Annotated in this window: 18 protein-coding genes and 1 pseudogene; 9 read left to right on the forward strand and 10 right to left on the reverse strand. The window is 60.7% G+C overall.

Annotated features, from left to right (window positions below):
- Nucleotide 1: 1 nt before the first annotated feature.
- Both J8I87_RS07055 and J8I87_RS07060 read right to left on the reverse strand, forming a co-directional pair.
- The gene (locus tag J8I87_RS07055) at nucleotides 2-616 is read right to left on the reverse strand and encodes a UbiX family flavin prenyltransferase (RefSeq protein ID WP_209930729.1); all 615 of its coding nucleotides are present in this window, start codon (nucleotides 614-616) and stop codon (nucleotides 2-4) included.
- On the reverse strand, nucleotides 609-2,102 hold the full coding sequence (locus J8I87_RS07060) for a UbiD family decarboxylase (RefSeq protein ID WP_209930730.1): 1,494 nt from the start codon (nucleotides 2,100-2,102) through the stop codon (nucleotides 609-611). Before J8I87_RS07060 ends, J8I87_RS07055 begins: the two co-directional genes overlap by 8 nt.
- 272 nt (nucleotides 2,103-2,374) lie before the next feature.
- Here J8I87_RS07060 and J8I87_RS07065 point away from each other — a divergent pair, with 272 nt between their 5' ends.
- Nucleotides 2,375-3,316, forward strand: coding sequence for a LysR family transcriptional regulator (locus J8I87_RS07065; RefSeq protein WP_209930731.1), 942 nt, complete (start codon nucleotides 2,375-2,377; stop codon nucleotides 3,314-3,316).
- A complete protein-coding gene (locus J8I87_RS07070; protein WP_209930842.1) occupies nucleotides 3,313-3,591 on the forward strand; it encodes a hypothetical protein in 279 nt (92 codons plus the stop codon). Before J8I87_RS07065 ends, J8I87_RS07070 begins: the two co-directional genes overlap by 4 nt.
- Before the next feature lie 230 nt (nucleotides 3,592-3,821).
- Here the strand turns inward: J8I87_RS07070 and J8I87_RS07075 are convergent, their stop codons facing one another.
- The 3 genes from J8I87_RS07075 to J8I87_RS07085 all read right to left on the reverse strand — a co-directional run bounded on the left by J8I87_RS07075 (nucleotide 3,822) and on the right by J8I87_RS07085 (nucleotide 6,117).
- A complete protein-coding gene (locus J8I87_RS07075; RefSeq protein WP_209930732.1) occupies nucleotides 3,822-4,022 on the reverse strand; it encodes a hypothetical protein in 201 nt (66 codons plus the stop codon).
- A gap of 252 nt (nucleotides 4,023-4,274) precedes the next feature.
- On the reverse strand, nucleotides 4,275-5,453 hold the full coding sequence (locus J8I87_RS07080) for an MFS transporter (protein WP_209930733.1): 1,179 nt from the start codon (nucleotides 5,451-5,453) through the stop codon (nucleotides 4,275-4,277).
- A gap of 37 nt (nucleotides 5,454-5,490) precedes the next feature.
- Nucleotides 5,491-6,117 (reverse strand): isochorismatase family cysteine hydrolase, encoded by a 627-nt coding sequence (locus J8I87_RS07085; RefSeq protein WP_209930734.1) that lies wholly within the window; start codon nucleotides 6,115-6,117, stop codon nucleotides 5,491-5,493.
- Between the two features lie 277 nt (nucleotides 6,118-6,394).
- On the opposite strand from J8I87_RS07085, the gene J8I87_RS07090 reads away from it, so the two are divergent.
- The 5 genes from J8I87_RS07090 (at nucleotide 6,395) to J8I87_RS07110 (ending at nucleotide 10,033) form a co-directional block, all read left to right on the forward strand.
- The gene (locus J8I87_RS07090; RefSeq protein ID WP_209930735.1) at nucleotides 6,395-6,685 is read left to right on the forward strand and encodes a muconolactone Delta-isomerase family protein; all 291 of its coding nucleotides are present in this window, start codon (nucleotides 6,395-6,397) and stop codon (nucleotides 6,683-6,685) included.
- A gap of 875 nt (nucleotides 6,686-7,560) precedes the next feature.
- A complete protein-coding gene (locus J8I87_RS07095) occupies nucleotides 7,561-8,004 on the forward strand; it encodes a DoxX family protein (RefSeq protein WP_245253748.1) in 444 nt (147 codons plus the stop codon).
- Nucleotides 8,005-8,083: 79 nt separating this feature from the next.
- Complete coding sequence (locus J8I87_RS07100) at nucleotides 8,084-8,659, forward strand: sigma-70 family RNA polymerase sigma factor (protein ID WP_313064107.1); 576 nt, start codon at nucleotides 8,084-8,086, stop codon at nucleotides 8,657-8,659.
- Nucleotides 8,656-9,297: a DUF1109 domain-containing protein gene (locus J8I87_RS07105; protein ID WP_209930736.1), complete on the forward strand. Its 642-nt coding sequence runs from the start codon at nucleotides 8,656-8,658 to the stop codon at nucleotides 9,295-9,297. Before J8I87_RS07100 ends, J8I87_RS07105 begins: the two co-directional genes overlap by 4 nt.
- Nucleotides 9,298-9,664: 367 nt before the next feature.
- Nucleotides 9,665-10,033, forward strand: a complete 369-nt coding sequence (locus J8I87_RS07110; protein ID WP_209930737.1) for a DUF4148 domain-containing protein — start codon at nucleotides 9,665-9,667, stop codon at nucleotides 10,031-10,033.
- A 135-nt stretch (nucleotides 10,034-10,168) separates the two neighbouring features.
- Here J8I87_RS07110 and J8I87_RS07115 read toward each other — a convergent pair whose 3' ends face one another.
- Complete coding sequence (locus tag J8I87_RS07115; RefSeq protein ID WP_209930738.1) at nucleotides 10,169-10,960, reverse strand: GntR family transcriptional regulator; 792 nt, start codon at nucleotides 10,958-10,960, stop codon at nucleotides 10,169-10,171.
- 263 nt (nucleotides 10,961-11,223) lie between these two features.
- Between J8I87_RS07115 and J8I87_RS07120 the strand changes: the two genes are divergently transcribed.
- Nucleotides 11,224-12,159 (forward strand): LysR family transcriptional regulator, encoded by a 936-nt coding sequence (locus tag J8I87_RS07120; protein ID WP_209930739.1) that lies wholly within the window; start codon nucleotides 11,224-11,226, stop codon nucleotides 12,157-12,159.
- Here the strand turns inward: J8I87_RS07120 and J8I87_RS07125 are convergent.
- The 4 genes and pseudogenes from J8I87_RS07125 to J8I87_RS07140 all read right to left on the reverse strand — a co-directional run.
- Nucleotides 12,115-12,333 (reverse strand): annotated as a pseudogene (locus J8I87_RS07125) (DDE-type integrase/transposase/recombinase); the annotation flags it as partial. The gene J8I87_RS07120 and the pseudogene J8I87_RS07125 sit on opposite strands and share 45 nt — an antisense overlap.
- Nucleotides 12,296-12,478, reverse strand: coding sequence for a hypothetical protein (locus J8I87_RS07130; RefSeq protein WP_209930843.1), 183 nt, complete (start codon nucleotides 12,476-12,478; stop codon nucleotides 12,296-12,298). The gene J8I87_RS07130 and the pseudogene J8I87_RS07125, both read right to left, overlap by 38 nt.
- Nucleotides 12,479-12,615: 137 nt before the next feature.
- Complete coding sequence (locus J8I87_RS07135) at nucleotides 12,616-12,912, reverse strand: putative quinol monooxygenase (protein WP_209930740.1); 297 nt, start codon at nucleotides 12,910-12,912, stop codon at nucleotides 12,616-12,618.
- Nucleotides 12,912-13,589 (reverse strand): type 1 glutamine amidotransferase domain-containing protein, encoded by a 678-nt coding sequence (locus tag J8I87_RS07140; RefSeq protein ID WP_209930741.1) that lies wholly within the window; start codon nucleotides 13,587-13,589, stop codon nucleotides 12,912-12,914. Before J8I87_RS07140 ends, J8I87_RS07135 begins: the two co-directional genes overlap by 1 nt.
- Nucleotides 13,590-13,714: 125 nt before the next feature.
- Between J8I87_RS07140 and J8I87_RS07145 the strand changes: the two genes are divergently transcribed.
- A complete protein-coding gene (locus J8I87_RS07145; RefSeq protein ID WP_209930742.1) occupies nucleotides 13,715-14,629 on the forward strand; it encodes a LysR family transcriptional regulator in 915 nt (304 codons plus the stop codon).
- Nucleotides 14,630-14,744 lie beyond the last annotated feature (115 nt).

The following is a 14,744-nucleotide window of genomic DNA, read 5'->3' on the forward strand; positions in this document are numbered from 1 at the left end:
GTTACTCCTGACCTGCGGCGCGGCCGCCGAATTCATCGGCGAGACCGCTCCAGCGGCGCGCAATCTCGTCGTGCTCGATGCCGAACAAATCGAGAATACGCCCGACCGTGTGGTCGACCACGTCCTCGATAGTCTGCGGATGCGCGTAGAAAGCGGGCACCGGCGGCATCACGATCGCGCCCATTTCGGTGGCGAGTGTCATGTTGCGCAGATGCGCGAGATTGAGCGGCGTTTCGCGCGCGACCAGCACGAGGCGGCGGCGCTCCTTGAGCATCACATCGGCGGCACGCGTAAGCAGGTTGTCCGCGAAGCCGTTCGCGACGCCCGCAAGCGTTTTCATCGAACATGGCGCGATCACCATGCCTTCGGTCAGAAACGATCCGCTCGCCACGGCCGCGCCGATATCGCGCACGTTGTGCACGACATCGGCAACGGCTTCGAGATCACCGCGCGCGAGGCCGAGTTCCTGTGCGGCCGTCACCGCGCCCGACGACGACACGATGAGATGCGTCTCGTGGGTGCCTAGCCGGCGCAACGCGGCGAGCAAACGCACGCCGATCACCGCGCCGCTTGCGCCCGAAATGCCGACGACGATGCGCTTCGTGCGTTCAGCCATGATTGCGCTCAAGGTAGGCATCGAAGGCGCTGTTGTCGGCGGCGACGAGCGCATTCAGATCAACGGTGTCCTGACCGGGAATGCGCACGCGCGTGAAGACGTGCGCCGGATAGACGACCGGGCGCGTCGCGTCGAGGCCCATCTTCGCGCTCACGCCCTGCAGATGCGCGGGCGCGTCGTCGGGCTGACCGACCGTCGTCGACGGATCGAGCGGCGAGCCCTGCGCGCCCGCGATCACGACGAGATCGCGGTCCGCCTGAAAGCGCGTCGCGATCGCCCATTCGATTTCCGCGGGATCGTGCACGTTCACATCGGTATCGACGACGACGACCTGCTTGATGTCGTAGTGCGCGCCGAACGCGCAGAGGATGACGTTCTTCGCTTCCCCTTCGCGCTTCTTGTCGAACTGCACCCACAGGTGATAGCGGCACACGCCGCCCACCGACAGATGCACGTCTTTCACCGCCGGATGGCTGCGCTGGAGATGCGCGAGCAAGGTGGCTTCACGCGGGATCGCGCCGAGCAGCAAATGCTCCATTTCGGCCGGCACGATCGTATGAAAAATCGGATCGCGCCGATGCGTGAGCGCCTTTACTTCGATGACTTCGCGTGCTTCCTTCGCGCTGTAGTACTTCGGGAACTCGCCGAACGGGCCTTCCGGCTCGCGGACGTTCGGCAGGATGCGCCCTTCGATGACGATCTCCGCGAACGCGGGCACGTGCACGCCGTTCGTCACGCACTGCACGACGGGCAGCGGCGCGCCCTGCAGTGCGCCCGCGATTTCGAGCTCGTCGCAATCGATCGGCGTGATCGCCTGTGAAGCGAGCAGGGTCAACGGATCGACGCCAATGGCGATGGCCACGTCGAGCGCATCGCCGGCGGCTTCAGCCTCGCGCTGAAATGCGTAGAGATGGCGCGGCAGCAGCAGGATCGCCATGCGATCGGGGCCGTGCACCTGGATGCGGTTGATCGAGACGTTCTGCACGCCGGTGCGCGGATTGCGCGCGATCACGAGGCCTGCTGTGATGTACGGTCCGTTGTCATGCTCGCTGTGCGTCGGAATCGGCAACAGCGCGTGAAGATCAATGCCGCTCGTGTGCACCACTTGCTGGCACGGCGCATCGTCACGTTCAACGAGCTTCGATGCGAGCGGCGCGGCGGCCGCAGCGGAGAACCGCGCGAGCAACGCGGATTCATCGACGCCCATCGCTTCCGCAATCCACGCGCGCTTCGACATGAAGCCGCTCACCACGGGCACCGCATGACCGCGCGGCTGCGTAAAAAAAGCCGCTTGTGTGCCGTCGAGGCGCTTCGCGATTGCGGCGAGTTCATGTTCGAGCGCAACGGGCTTGTCGATCGTCGCGACGCGGCCTGTTTTCGCGAGATACGCGAGCCAGTCGCGCAGCGAGAGCGAGCCGGTGTCGGCGTGGTCGGGGGCCCAGGTAAGCGAGGGAATGCCGTTCGTTACGGCATCGCGTGTATTCATCAGCGTCTCCATCTATGAGCGTTTGCCGAGGCAAGCGCATGGATGAAGCGTAACGAGATCGCCCCATAAGATCTAATACCGTTTATTGATGCGGCGAATCATTCCTCCTTATATCCGTGTTCCTCCGGATGACAGCGTTCTTGCAGTTCCGTATGAATGTACCGCTCAACATGCCCCGGTACCGGGAGCGTGAAGAATCTGCACCCTGCCTGCATGCGGAAAGCGGTTGATAATGCCGATACCAGCTATTAGCCTCTCTGATGCCCGGAAAAATGGACCTCAAACAAATCCAGTACTTCATCGCGCTATTCGAGGACGGCTCGGTCACGCGCGCCGCCAAGCGGCTGAACATCGTGCAGCCCGCGCTCAGCATGCAGATCGCGAAGCTCGAAGACGAACTACATCAGCAGCTATTCGAGCGCGGCGCACACGGCATGGCGCCGACCGCCGCGGGACGGCTGATGTACCGCCTGTTTTTACCGATCATGCGCGACCTTGCCCACGCGCGGCAGCAACTCGTGCAGCGCGAGGAAGTGGTGACGGGGCATGTCGGCATCGGGCTGATCGCATCGGTGACGGAAAGCGTGCTCGCGGATTCGCTGTCGCGCTATCACGCGCGTTACCCCGATGTCGAAGTCACTGTCGCCGATGGCTACAGCGCGACCTTCATCGACTGGGTGGCGGGCGGCCAGCTCGATGCCGCCATCATCAACAAGCCGCGAGCGCGCCTTTCGCTCGACTCGCGCCCGCTGCTCGACGAAGAGATGGTGCTTGCCACCAGCGCGGCGCATGGGCCGGATCTCCCGCACGCGATCGAGCTCGCGCAACTACCCGAACTCGAACTGGTGCTGCCGACGAAGCGCCACGGCCTGCGCGGCGTGCTCGACAGCGCCGCACAGCACGAAGACGTCCTGCTTGCGCCGCGCTTCGAGATCGACGTGCTGTCGACCATCCTCAAGCTCGTCGAGCACACGCGGTTCGCGACGATCCTGCCGCGCATCGTCGTCGAACGGGCGGCGCGTCACGGCACCCTGCGAGCGTGCCCGATTCTGGCGCCTCGCATCGTGCGGCACATTGTCTGCGTGAGCCATCCGCGCCGCCCGTTGAGCACGGCGGCGGAAGCACTGATCGAGGTCATCGGCGACGAGTTGCACCGCGCGTCGAACATGTCGGGCGACGAGCCCTCACGCGCCATCAAGGAACGTTCAGCATGAACGCACGACACTGGATTGCCGGGCATTGGCTCGGCACACCCAACGCCGACAGCATCGATACCGCGACGGGCGAGGCGATCGGCCGGTTCGCCGACGGCGGATCGGGCGAAGCCGATGCTCGGCTACAACGCGTTTGGCCTCATTTTGGAAAAACCTTCATATGCAGACAGATTCACTTACGTCGCGTCAGCAACAGGCTCTCGCTCGATACAGCAAGCTGCGCCAGCGGAAGACGCCGATCATCACGTCGGGTCGGCTCTGCGGCTCATTTTTAAATCGGCAAATCTGGGAATCGCAATCGGAAATGGCCTCCGCCTAGGGCATTTCGAAACCGCACGCTACGAGGCCGCTGCGCGCTGCAAAGGAGTTCTCTCCTGGTTTGAGTCGGATTTTTATCGTGCCGTCGTCTTTCGTGGACTGCCCGTGTGACAATCTCAGTAGGATCTGGTGCGAGCTGAGGTCGCTCTGCAAACGATGGTGTCTCGCAGTTTCCCAGAGCTTTTGTTCACCAACTCTTGTTGAACACATAGCCGGCGAATCCGTCTTTCAGGTCGGGTATTTCTGGATAATCGCCTCGGCCAGGTCGCTCACTTCCCAACCAGCGCAGCGTGAGTTTGCCAGCCGACGACATCGTCGTTTTGAATTCGACAAGCACAGTTTGATCTTCAGGCAGCGCGACGTTGCGCACGTTCACTTCGCGGATCAAATTCGGATTGGCCGTGTTCGCCGGAAAGAGCGCGTCATCACGTAGTCAGCCTTTAAAACTGGTCCGCGATGGCGGCGATCATCTGCGCCTTCACGCGTCCATCTGGAGGATGTGCGTCGAAATCGCATCACGCGACTTCTTTGCGAGCAGTGCCTTGAACGTCATCAACTTCTGCTGTGCAGATTGCTTCCAACGGCCCGCGCGGCGTCGGCGCCACGAAGGACGGGCTTCGGTTACCTTTCTTCCTGGTTGTTACGTCTGTGCGCCGGTGAAAGCCGGAACACGTCGCCCGTAAGCGAGTGAATTGACTGCCACGGCGGCAAGTGCAAGCAACACGCCAACCACAGCGAGCCCGATCCAGGCGGCGTGAAGCGCACCGACGCCGCCGAGCGCCGCCCCGAGTGCGCCGCCAAGAAAGTACGAAACCATGTAGACGGTGTTGAGACGGCTGCGGGCCTCGGGACGCAGCGCGTAGATCCGCGCCTGGTTGGCGATAAAGGTCGCGCGGTTGCCGAGGTCCAGCAGCACCATGCCGACGATCAGCCATGCCAGACTGCGCCCGCCCGCTGCAACGAACGCGAACGCCACGACGACCGTCAGCGCGCCGGCGGAAGCGATCTTGCGGGCGCCAATCCGGTCGACGACCGCGCCGAGCTGCGCCGATACCGAGAGGCCGACGATCCCGGCGAGTCCGAATGCACCGATGGTGGCAGGACCGAAGTGATAAGGCGGGCGCACGAGCAGCGCGGCCAGCGTCGCCCAGAACGCGCTGAACGCGGCAAACACCAGAAAACCCATTGCCGCGGAGATCCGCAACAGTCCTTCGTCGCGCACCAGACGAACGAGGGAGCGCATCAGTTCGCCGTAGCGGATCGTGGCGAGTCCCGTCGCGACAGGCAGCCCTCGAATCACGACAAGGAGTGCGAGATCGATGATGGCGGCGATCAGGAATATTGAGCGCCAGCCGAGCATCGCACCAATGAAGCCGCTCAACGTGCGCGCCAGCAGGACGCCTGAGGAAAGGCCGCCCAGCAGCGAACCGACTATGCGGCCGCGGGTCTCGGGGGCGGCCGCGCCCGAGACCGCCGGAATGATGATCTGCGCCGAGATCGCCGTCATGCCGACCAGGAAGCTGCATACGGCGAGGACGGAGAATGATGGCGCGGCCGCGCAGCCGATCAACGCCACTGCATTCGCGATGATCGCCCGCGACGCCAGCGTGCGAGGCTGGACACCGTCGGCGAGCGGTACAAATAGAAGCAATCCAATTGCGTAGCCGAGTTGGGTGAGCGTGGCGATGAGACTCCCGCGCGCAGATGGCAGTGCGAACGCCGCTGCGATCTGCGGAAGCAACGGCTGATGATAGTAAATCGGTGACACGGCTAGCGCGCAGCACAGAGCCATCAGATACACCTGGCGCGTGGAGATCATGGTTGTCGTCGCGAAGCTGGATGGAACCGGCGGGTGCTCATGCTTTCGGCAAGGCTTCGACGAGTTCGGCGGTGCTGACGATACTGTGCGCATAGGTCGGCCCATTCAGTTCATGCGCTGCACGCATCATTTCCGGCTGCAATGCGGCGGTCGCGTCCTTCACGAGCGTCACGTGATAACCGAGTTCCATTGCATATCGCCCGGTGGCCTCGATGCAGGTGTTGGCCAGCAGACCAACGATCACCACATGCGTCACGCGGTGCTGCTTGAGCTGGAAATCAAGATCCGTATTCGCAAAGCCGCTCGAACCCCAATGTTCGAGCGCCACGATATCGCCCGGTTGCGGCGCGAAGTCGGGGTGCCATTCGCCGCCCCACTCGCCTTTGGCAAAGTGATGGCCAGCCATGATCTTGCGCTGGCTCGGGCTCGGATGACACCAGCACCGGTAATCGCCCGGCTGCCAACGGCGGTGCGGAACATAGATGACCTTAATCCCGGCGTCCCGGACCGCCTTGTTGATGGTTCGAAGGTTGTCGAGCAGCCTCACTTCTGTCGCAATCTTTTCGACGAAAGGCCAGACCTTGCCGCCTTCGGACAAAAAGTCGTTGTACGGATCGACGAACAGTAGTGCGGTAGACCTGGCGTCGTAGGCGGTGGCGCTCATTTGCATTCCTCCAGAAGTGGCGTACGAAAACTGCGTCTCGACATGGCTCGCTTCTCGACGGGAGACCTTGCGATCCCGCTGACGATTCAGCTTGCGACGAACCTTGCCGGTCGTCGCATTGTAGCTATGCTTTCCATAGTGTCAAGAAGAGAATGTGTCTCGCCGACAGACCAAAATTTGCACGCCACATATAAATTCGACTCGTCACGCCGCGTTTGCAATACCGCCACGCCGTGATACTATGTTTTTCATAGGTTATTGATCAAAGGAGAGCAACATGCAGTATCTCGTGATGATTTCCCGTTCAGAAAACGCATCCACTATGTCTCCCGATAAGCAGGACATCGAGGCGGAGGCCGAATATGTGCGTCGGCTTTACGCCTCTGGCGTGGTTCGTCAGATATGGCTGCGCGCTGAAGGCGGCGCCTGCATGATTTCGGAAGCGGACGACGAAGACCGCCTGATTCAGCTTCTGTCGGGACTTCCGCTGGTAAAGTCAGGCTTCCTTGCCTCGCCGCAGATCAGCCAGTTGCGCTCATACTCGGGGTTTGGTCCGCGGACCAGCTGAACATCACGTTGGGGCGTCAGCGCTCAGGCGACGCCCTCTCAAGTCAGCGATGCTCAGGCTTTTGAGGTCGCCCGCAGGACGCAGCAACTGCGTGCTCTTTCGCAGGAAGAACCGATGCTCGGGACACGTTTCGGAGCGCGGCCAACACCGCCGACTCCAGACCGACGACTCGCCGCTGCAACAGCTCGAGTCAGCTCAGGGACCTTCTTTGCCAATCGCTCCATCTACGTTGATTTGCTCGCGCTCATTGACTCGATGGACGAACCCGAATGCCTGCTTCGACTGGTGAGGGGTTACTCCAATCAATACGACCCGAACTACGCACTCAAGAACGGCTTGCAGATGTCGGTGCTCTACGCGATGGTGCAGCGCGCGCGTGACTGGCCGACCGTACGGTCGTCTTCGCATGAGAGCGACCTGCTCAACGCAATTTTCGTGACGCTCGATGCAAGCTTGCTACCGCATCCCGCAAGCGGTGATGGACGTCAGGCGATGCCCCACCCGTTTCCGTCTCATCGACTTCCGATAGTCGGCCGCCGATGTCCAATTAGATCAACGTCAGCTCATCACCGAACTGCCGCACCAAGCTACGAAATTATATCATGTCATAACAAGTTATAACGATCGATTTAGAGGGCATGATCGCGCGCTGAAATGAAACGTTCACGGAACCACGAAATATCGGTTCTGCTGTAACCATTCCTGAGTTCGCGACGATCTATCTAATGCGGCCACTATCCGGCCGATTCGCACGATGCCGGTGTGCTCGTTTTCCACCACCATCTCGACATTCAACGCCCATGAATCTCTTTCGCTCGCTACTCCTTGTTGTCAATCCATCTTGGCTCGCGGCCCGCTTCGAGCGATTCTCAGTTTTGCCTATCCGCCTGGTCGTGGGCTACGGTTTCATGGCGCACGGTTATGCAAAGCTCGTCAAGAATCCGGAAAACTTCGCCGCGATCCTCCACGCGCTCGGTGTTCCGGCCCCTCATCTGATGACATGGAGCACCATCGTCATAGAACTGTTTGGCGGCTTCGCAATCCTCGTTGGCGCATTCGTGCCGCTCGTCACGATTCCGATGCTCGCCGTGCTGCTCGTCGCCACGCTCACGGTGCATCTGCAATTCGGGTTCGCTTCAATCAAGTTGATGTCGATAACGGGTGGAATACCGCGGTTCGGGCCGCCGGGTTATGAAACAGATCTGCTTTACATTGCGGGCCTGATTGCGCTCGTGTTCAATGGGCCGGGGCCCCTGGCCGTGGACGGTGCGCTCAGGCGCTGGTATACCCGCCGCGTCGACGGCTTGTTGCGAGCGTGACGTGCGTAACGTCGACCGCTTATCGTCCTTCGGGACGATGACATCGCGTCCCCCTGCTGGCCGCGAGATGCAGACGACCGTGAAAAGTCTCGATGCGAATTCAATGATGTCAGAAGCGGAACGCCAGCTCACCGCACTGCTCATGCGTTCGATCAACGGCGACAGCCAGGCATATCGGATGTTTCTCGATAAACTCGCGCGTCATCTGCGCACTCGCCTGCGGAAACGTTTGCGCCAGCAGGACGCGGACATCGAAGATCTGGTACAGGAAATTCTTCTCGCCGTGCACAAGGGTCTCGATACGTTCAGGCCGGAAGTGCCGCTGACCGCATGGATCAGTGCGATCGTGCGTTACAAGCTCGCCGATCACGTCCGTTCGGCGGTGCGCCGCAGTGCACTCTTCGAACCACTTGATGAGGATTCGGAGGCGGAAGCGGAATCGCAATTCGAGACACTCGAAGCACAGCGCGATCTGCAGCGGTTGCTGGCCACGCTACCGCCGCGGCAGCGCGGTCCAATTGAGCATATGAAGCTATGGGGCTTGTCGGTCGCTGAAACTGCGGCGACGATGGGTCTTTCCGAGTCGGCCGTAAAGGTTGGTGTGCATCGTGGTCTCAACACACTCGCGGCAAAATTCCGGGGGAAATCAAAATGAATACACAAGAGTTCATCGCAATGCTCGCGGACAGTCCTCGTCCACCGTCGCGGTCAGCGGTGGCAAGCCGCCTCGGCATGGGTCTCGCGGTCAGTCTTACTGCGGCGCTGTCGCTGCTTGTGATATTGCCAGGCGACGGCACCAGCCTTATAACACGCGTGGCAATGCCCGTCTTCTGGGCCAAGCTGGCATTGCCGTTGACGATGACGCTCGCAGCCACGTGTGTGACGTCGCGTCTGTCACAGCCGGGTGTGCGCGTCGGTCGCGCGTGGGCCGCGTTGATTCTTCCCGTGGGCGTCGCATGGCTCGCCGCACTCATCGTGCTTGCTCTCGCCGTGCCTGAAGCGCGCGGCGCCCTGATATTGGGGCACACGTGGCGTGTCTGTTCGCTGAAAATCATGCTGCTCTCGTTGCCGGCGCTTGGCGCATTGCTGTGGGCGATGCGAGGCCTGGCTCCTACCCGTCCCCGGCTCGCCGGCGCTGCCACGGGACTTCTTGCTGGAGCGTTAGGCACGTTGGCTTACAGCCTGCGCTGCCCCGAGATGCATGTGCCCTTCTGGGCAACCTGGTACCTGCTCGGCATGGCAGCGCCTGCTCTTGTCGGTGGCCTTCTCGGTCCACGCGCGATGCGGTGGTAAGGCGCCGTGTGTCGAGACGACACCGTGGCCTTGCGGCGCGCACTACGGCCTGGAATCGACGCCGGCGTGTCGACTTTCTCTTCGAAATCATTCGGGCGACAACACGGACACGAGAGCGTGGCGTACGAAGCCACTACGTGAAAAAAGCTGCATTTTCTTGTAACCCGCTCTCGCCCTATCCCGATCTATCAGATAGCCAGCCCTGAATCGGCGGCAGCACGATGAGAACCTTGTCGGTTGCATCGAAATGCCGGGACGGTCAGGCGGCGCATCGGCGACACGGTCTGGTGAACGATGCCGCATTCAGACGGCCCGCATTCCCGCTGCTCCGCGTCGCGACGCACATCAGCTCTTCAGAGGATTCAACATGCAAGTTCGTAAAGTGATGGCCATCTTGCTTCTTTCCAGCACGTCGATCGGCTTCATCGGTACCGCCCAAGCACAAGGCAAAACGCGGGAGCAGGTTCGCCAGGAACTGATCGATGCAGAACAGAACGGTTCCATGTACGTAACTGATGCGTCGTACCCGGATGTGAACGCGATCTATCAACATTTGCTCGACCAGAAGAACGCCGCGCATGCAAACGATAGCGCCATCGGTCCCGACGTGAACGGCTCAACCGAAACCGGTCGGTCTGCCGCGCACGACTCACGCCCGATGTCCGACGGGCCCTCTCACGACGATGGCTGTGTCGGTCCGATCAGCTTCTGCGAGATCTATTTCGGCGGCAGCTGATCCGCACCGGTAAAGGTCGCCTGATAGCGCAAAACGAGCCACGCGGTGCGCCAAGTCTGCTTCCGAAACGTGCACGTCACTGGTCCGTCGTCTGTGGACTGCGCGATCCCGAACTTCCAGACAAACGCAAGACTGCTATCGCTTGCTTCGTGGTCTTTGTGTTTCTGCTTTCGGAGCGCGCTTTCTGTCGATACGCAACCGATACTTGAACGTGCCGCTTCTGAAATAGAGGTATTCGAAGTCGATTGGGTGACCTCGGCTATCGTGAGTGAGTCGTTCGATCCGCAGCATCGGTGCGCCCACTTTGATCTTGAGCGCGCGCGCAATGGAGGCACTCGCCGATATCGCATCGATGCTCAGATCGGCGCTCCCCAAAGCGATCCCACAGTCGTTTTCAAGAATGAGGAAAATATCGCGCGCGGAGAGATCCGCACGTTTCAGCTTCTCACCGAGTTGCTCGGGCAAGAATGTGACCTCGTAAGAAACCGGCTCGCGATTGAGCAGGCGAACGCGATGGATTTCCACGACGTTGGCCCCGTCTGGTAAGGCGAGCTTACTTGCGACCTGAGCAGATGCCCGGGCGATGCGGAAGGACATCACATGATTGACGATCTCATGCCCGCTGCCCGACATCGCCTCAGCGAAACCCTGCAGCGTGGCAATGTCCTGAAACGCCGCCTTCGGCTGAGAGACGAAAGAGCCTTTTCCGTGCACCTTGAAGATCAGGCCTTCCTTTTCAAGATCGCCGAGTGCCTGTCGAATCGTAATGCGGCTCACGGCGAACATGGTCTGAAGCTCACTCTCGGAAGGCATGCGGCTGTGCGGCGCATACTCGCCGCTCAGAATGCCGACGCGTAGGGTGTCTTTGATCTGTCGGTAGAGCGGTATCGGAGAATCGATCTCGAACGTTGGGCGACGTGGCGACATGGGCGATGAGCGAACGAGCAACAAAGGCACGGAACGCGGGGGCTTAAAGTTTGCGGATTGTACTCCCTTCGCAGGTATGGGCTTCCCCGCTGGTACGCGGACCCGCCCGTTTGCAAAGCGAAGAGACATCCATTTTCAATGAACTGGGAATAAAAAGACGCTCTGATGTGTTGACGCAGGTGAATCGCAAACAACACACACCGCCAAATTCTTCTTCCGGGATGCCGGCGCGGCGACCGGAGTTTCATCGTGCGGAAACATGAATGGATCATCTGCTTTCGATCAGGGCGTTCGTCGCCGTCATCAAGTTTCAGAGCTTCACGACGGCTGCGAGGCATCTCGGCATGTCGCCCGCGACGTTGTCACGTGCGATCACGAGCTTGGAATCGCATACAAGTACGCGGTTGGTCAATCGCTCAACACGCCACGTCTCGCTCGCAGACGACGCGCGAGCTTACTACGCTTCATGCGCGGAGATTCTGGAACGGCTCGATCGCGAGGAGTTGCGGCTTGCAGAGCAGCGCAACACACAAAAAGGCATACTTCGACTCGCCGCGCATCCATTCGCGGTCGAGACTGGTCTGTCACAGCTCGTTGATGAATTTCTGCTGGCGACGCCCGACATACGCGTTGCCGTAACGACAATCAGCGAGCCTTTGCGCCTCGAACACGGCAACTATGATGCAGCAATCTACCCCGCTTTTTTGGTTCAGGACGCAGCTGCAATTTGCCGTCCGCTCATTCGTTCCAGTTCGGTTCTGGTAGCAACACGCGCGTATCTCGAAGCAAATCCGCCCGTACCATCATCGCTCGATCTCACAGGGCATGCATTCATCGATACACGACCAAGCAAATGGGATCCAGAATACGGTTCGGGTAGAGCAACAGGGATTTCCCTCTCGCACAACGCACGGCTTCACGCTGTGATGAATGAATGCATTGCCGTGCAGCTTGCGTTAAACGGTGATGGCATCGCCCTGTTGCCCACGAGCATCGCTCAGCGGTACATGAAGAGCGGACGTCTGGTGCGTGTGCTGCCCGAGTACGAATTGACCGATCCTGTTGCCGAACTGGATATTGCATTTGTGCATCGTCGTACTTTGCCAAGGCGTGTGAGGGACTTCGTGGATCACTGCATTTCATTTTTCGGAAATCTAAACACCCAGACCGACGAGTATCGCGTCGTTCACGCGATATAGTGCTAACTGACTTGAGATCTGCCCTTTCGCAATCGTGTGCATCAACTCGATGCCGGGCAGAAGGATCCGGGCACAGAGAAAACTTTTGAACCCGAGCATGGGTCGCGTTCGTCGCTTGATCGCCCGATGGTCGTGCTCAGCAAGGTTGTTGAGATATTTCGACTGGCGGATCCGACATGCAGACACCCAGCGACAGCGTGCTGATTCGTTTCATGGTCGGCTTGAGCGTGACGGAAGGTTTGACGTGAATCAGGTTCGCATAGCCCGTGTAGCCCGCGAGCGTAAAGATAGCCGATGAAGCGCCACTTCTGATACTCATCGTAATTACGGGGCTAGCCGGACTTCCCGATAGTCGGTCGACCCGTCGCGGTAATGATCGAGCGCGAGGTCGAGCACGCTCGTCGGATCCGGCGCAGCGGCACCTTCGTGCCGGAATCATCCCGCGACGTTCGAATGTCACGCCCGCAGCAATTCGACCTGTCTCGCGGACAGCATCGGAATGATGCGGTCGACGACCAGTTGCTGATAGTGAGGCGAGTTGCGATGCTCGTCGATTGCTGCGCTGTCGCGATAGCGCTCGATCAGCAGTATCACGCTGGGATCGTCGGTGCTACGGAACGCTTCGTAACCAAGACAGCCCGGCTCGGTCAGCGATTTTTCCCGCAGCACCCCGACAAGTTGGAGTACATCCGCCACGCGCTCCTGTGCAACCCGCCAGCGCGCGACGACGACAATCTGCCCGGACGCGTCCATCAGTTGCCCTCCTGAAGGGCAGCGACGATCGCCTCGCCGACCGCGCCGCCCGATGCCGGGTTCTGGCCGGTAATCAGGCGCCCGTCGACCACGACCTTGGCCTGCCAGGGGTCCGCCGAAGCGTACTGGGCGCCCGCCTCGCGCAACGCATCTTCCAGCATGAACGGGACGTCGGCCTTGGCATAACCCTCCTCCTCGGCGTTCGAGAAGGAAGTCAGTTGCCGCCCCTTGACGAGCGGCGTGCCGTCGTCGAGGTTGACGCCAAGCAACGCGACCGGACCGTGGCACACGGCGGCGACGATCTTGCCGCCATTCCATGCGCGAAGGACCGCACGCTTCACCTCGGGATCGCTGGCGATGTCCACCATCGGCCCGAGACCGCCGGGGAAGAAGATCGCATCGTAGTCGAGGACATCGACATCCGACAGCTTCCGGCTGCGTGCCATACGACGGACGGCGGCGCTTTCGCTGAACGTGCGCTGTACATCATCCTCTGCGTCGTAACCGTCGAACGGCGGGTTGCCGCCCTGCGGCGATGCGTACTCCACGGCAATGCCTGCGGCGTCGAGCACTTCAAAGGGATGCGCAACCTCAGGGTAGTAATAGCCCGTGGCGCGCTTGTTCGGACCAATCTCGGCGGCGTTTGTCAAAATAAACAGTACGTGCTTGACAGTCATGATGTAGCTCCTTTCGTTTCCAGTTCCGCGTTTGTTGCGATTGAATGAACTTTAAGACTTCTCATCAGGCACGAGTAGCCATCGTCATATTGACGCATTGGCTCAAAAAATTAGACAATCCACGTATGGATACGACAAGCTCGATTCTCGACGAACTGCGCGGAATGGCGATTTTCGCCGCCGTCGTGCGCTGCGGCAGCTTCGCGGCTGCGGCCCGCTCGCTGGGGCTCACGCGCGCCGTCGTGAGCCACCACATTCGCCTGCTCGAAACCAGCGTGGGCGTGCCCCTCGCGCAACGAAGCACGCGCAGCTTCAGCCTCACGCCGGCGGGACAAGCGTTCCGCGTGCATTGCGAACGGATGGTTGACGAAGCTGTCGACGGTCTTCGCAGCATGGCGTTACTGCGCGACGAACCACGTGGCGAAGTGCGGCTGACCTGCTCGCACCATTTCGGCACCAGGTGGATCCTGCCGGCGCTGGTCGAGTTCCGACGGCGCTATCCGGCCGTCCGCCTCCACGTCGCGATGTCGGATACCAACGTGGATATCGTGCACCACGGCGTCGAACTGGCTGTGCGCGCCGGCCCGCTTGCCGATTCGTCGCTGCTTGCACGTCCCCTGCTACGCGAAGCCACCATGCTATGCGCGTCGCCCGCGTATCTGCGCACGCACCGGGCGCCGGCTTCGATCGAGGAACTTGCACAGCACCGCTGGGTGATCTACCCGCCTAGCCAGCGGACTACCGCCGTGCGTTCGGGCGGCAAGGACATCGAGATCCCCGTGCAGGGAGACGTCGTAACGGACAGCGCCACGTCGAGACTCGCTTTCGTGCTTGCAGGCGACGGCATTGCCAGGTTGCCGGCATACGACGCTGCGTCGCTGATCGCATCCGGCGATCTCGTGCGTGTCTTGCCGGAAGTCGAGACGGCGCCGCTGGATATCTTTCTGGTCCATTCGAAGCGAATCGGACCCAGTGCAAAGCTATTGCGGGATTTTTTGCTCGACACTGCGCGCAGTGACAATGCGCAAGTTGCGCGATGAACGCGGCCGGCCTCGTATCGCGGTTCACGCACATCATTTACAGGCTCATTGATGCATTCGGGAATTGAGCGCTGTCGGAGTTGCTGCCGCGAAATTGGCCGCGCTCGCTTCCCGT

This window comes from Paraburkholderia sp. LEh10, from assembly GCF_017814945.1.
In the GTDB taxonomy this organism is placed as follows: Bacteria; Pseudomonadota; Gammaproteobacteria; order Burkholderiales; family Burkholderiaceae; genus Paraburkholderia.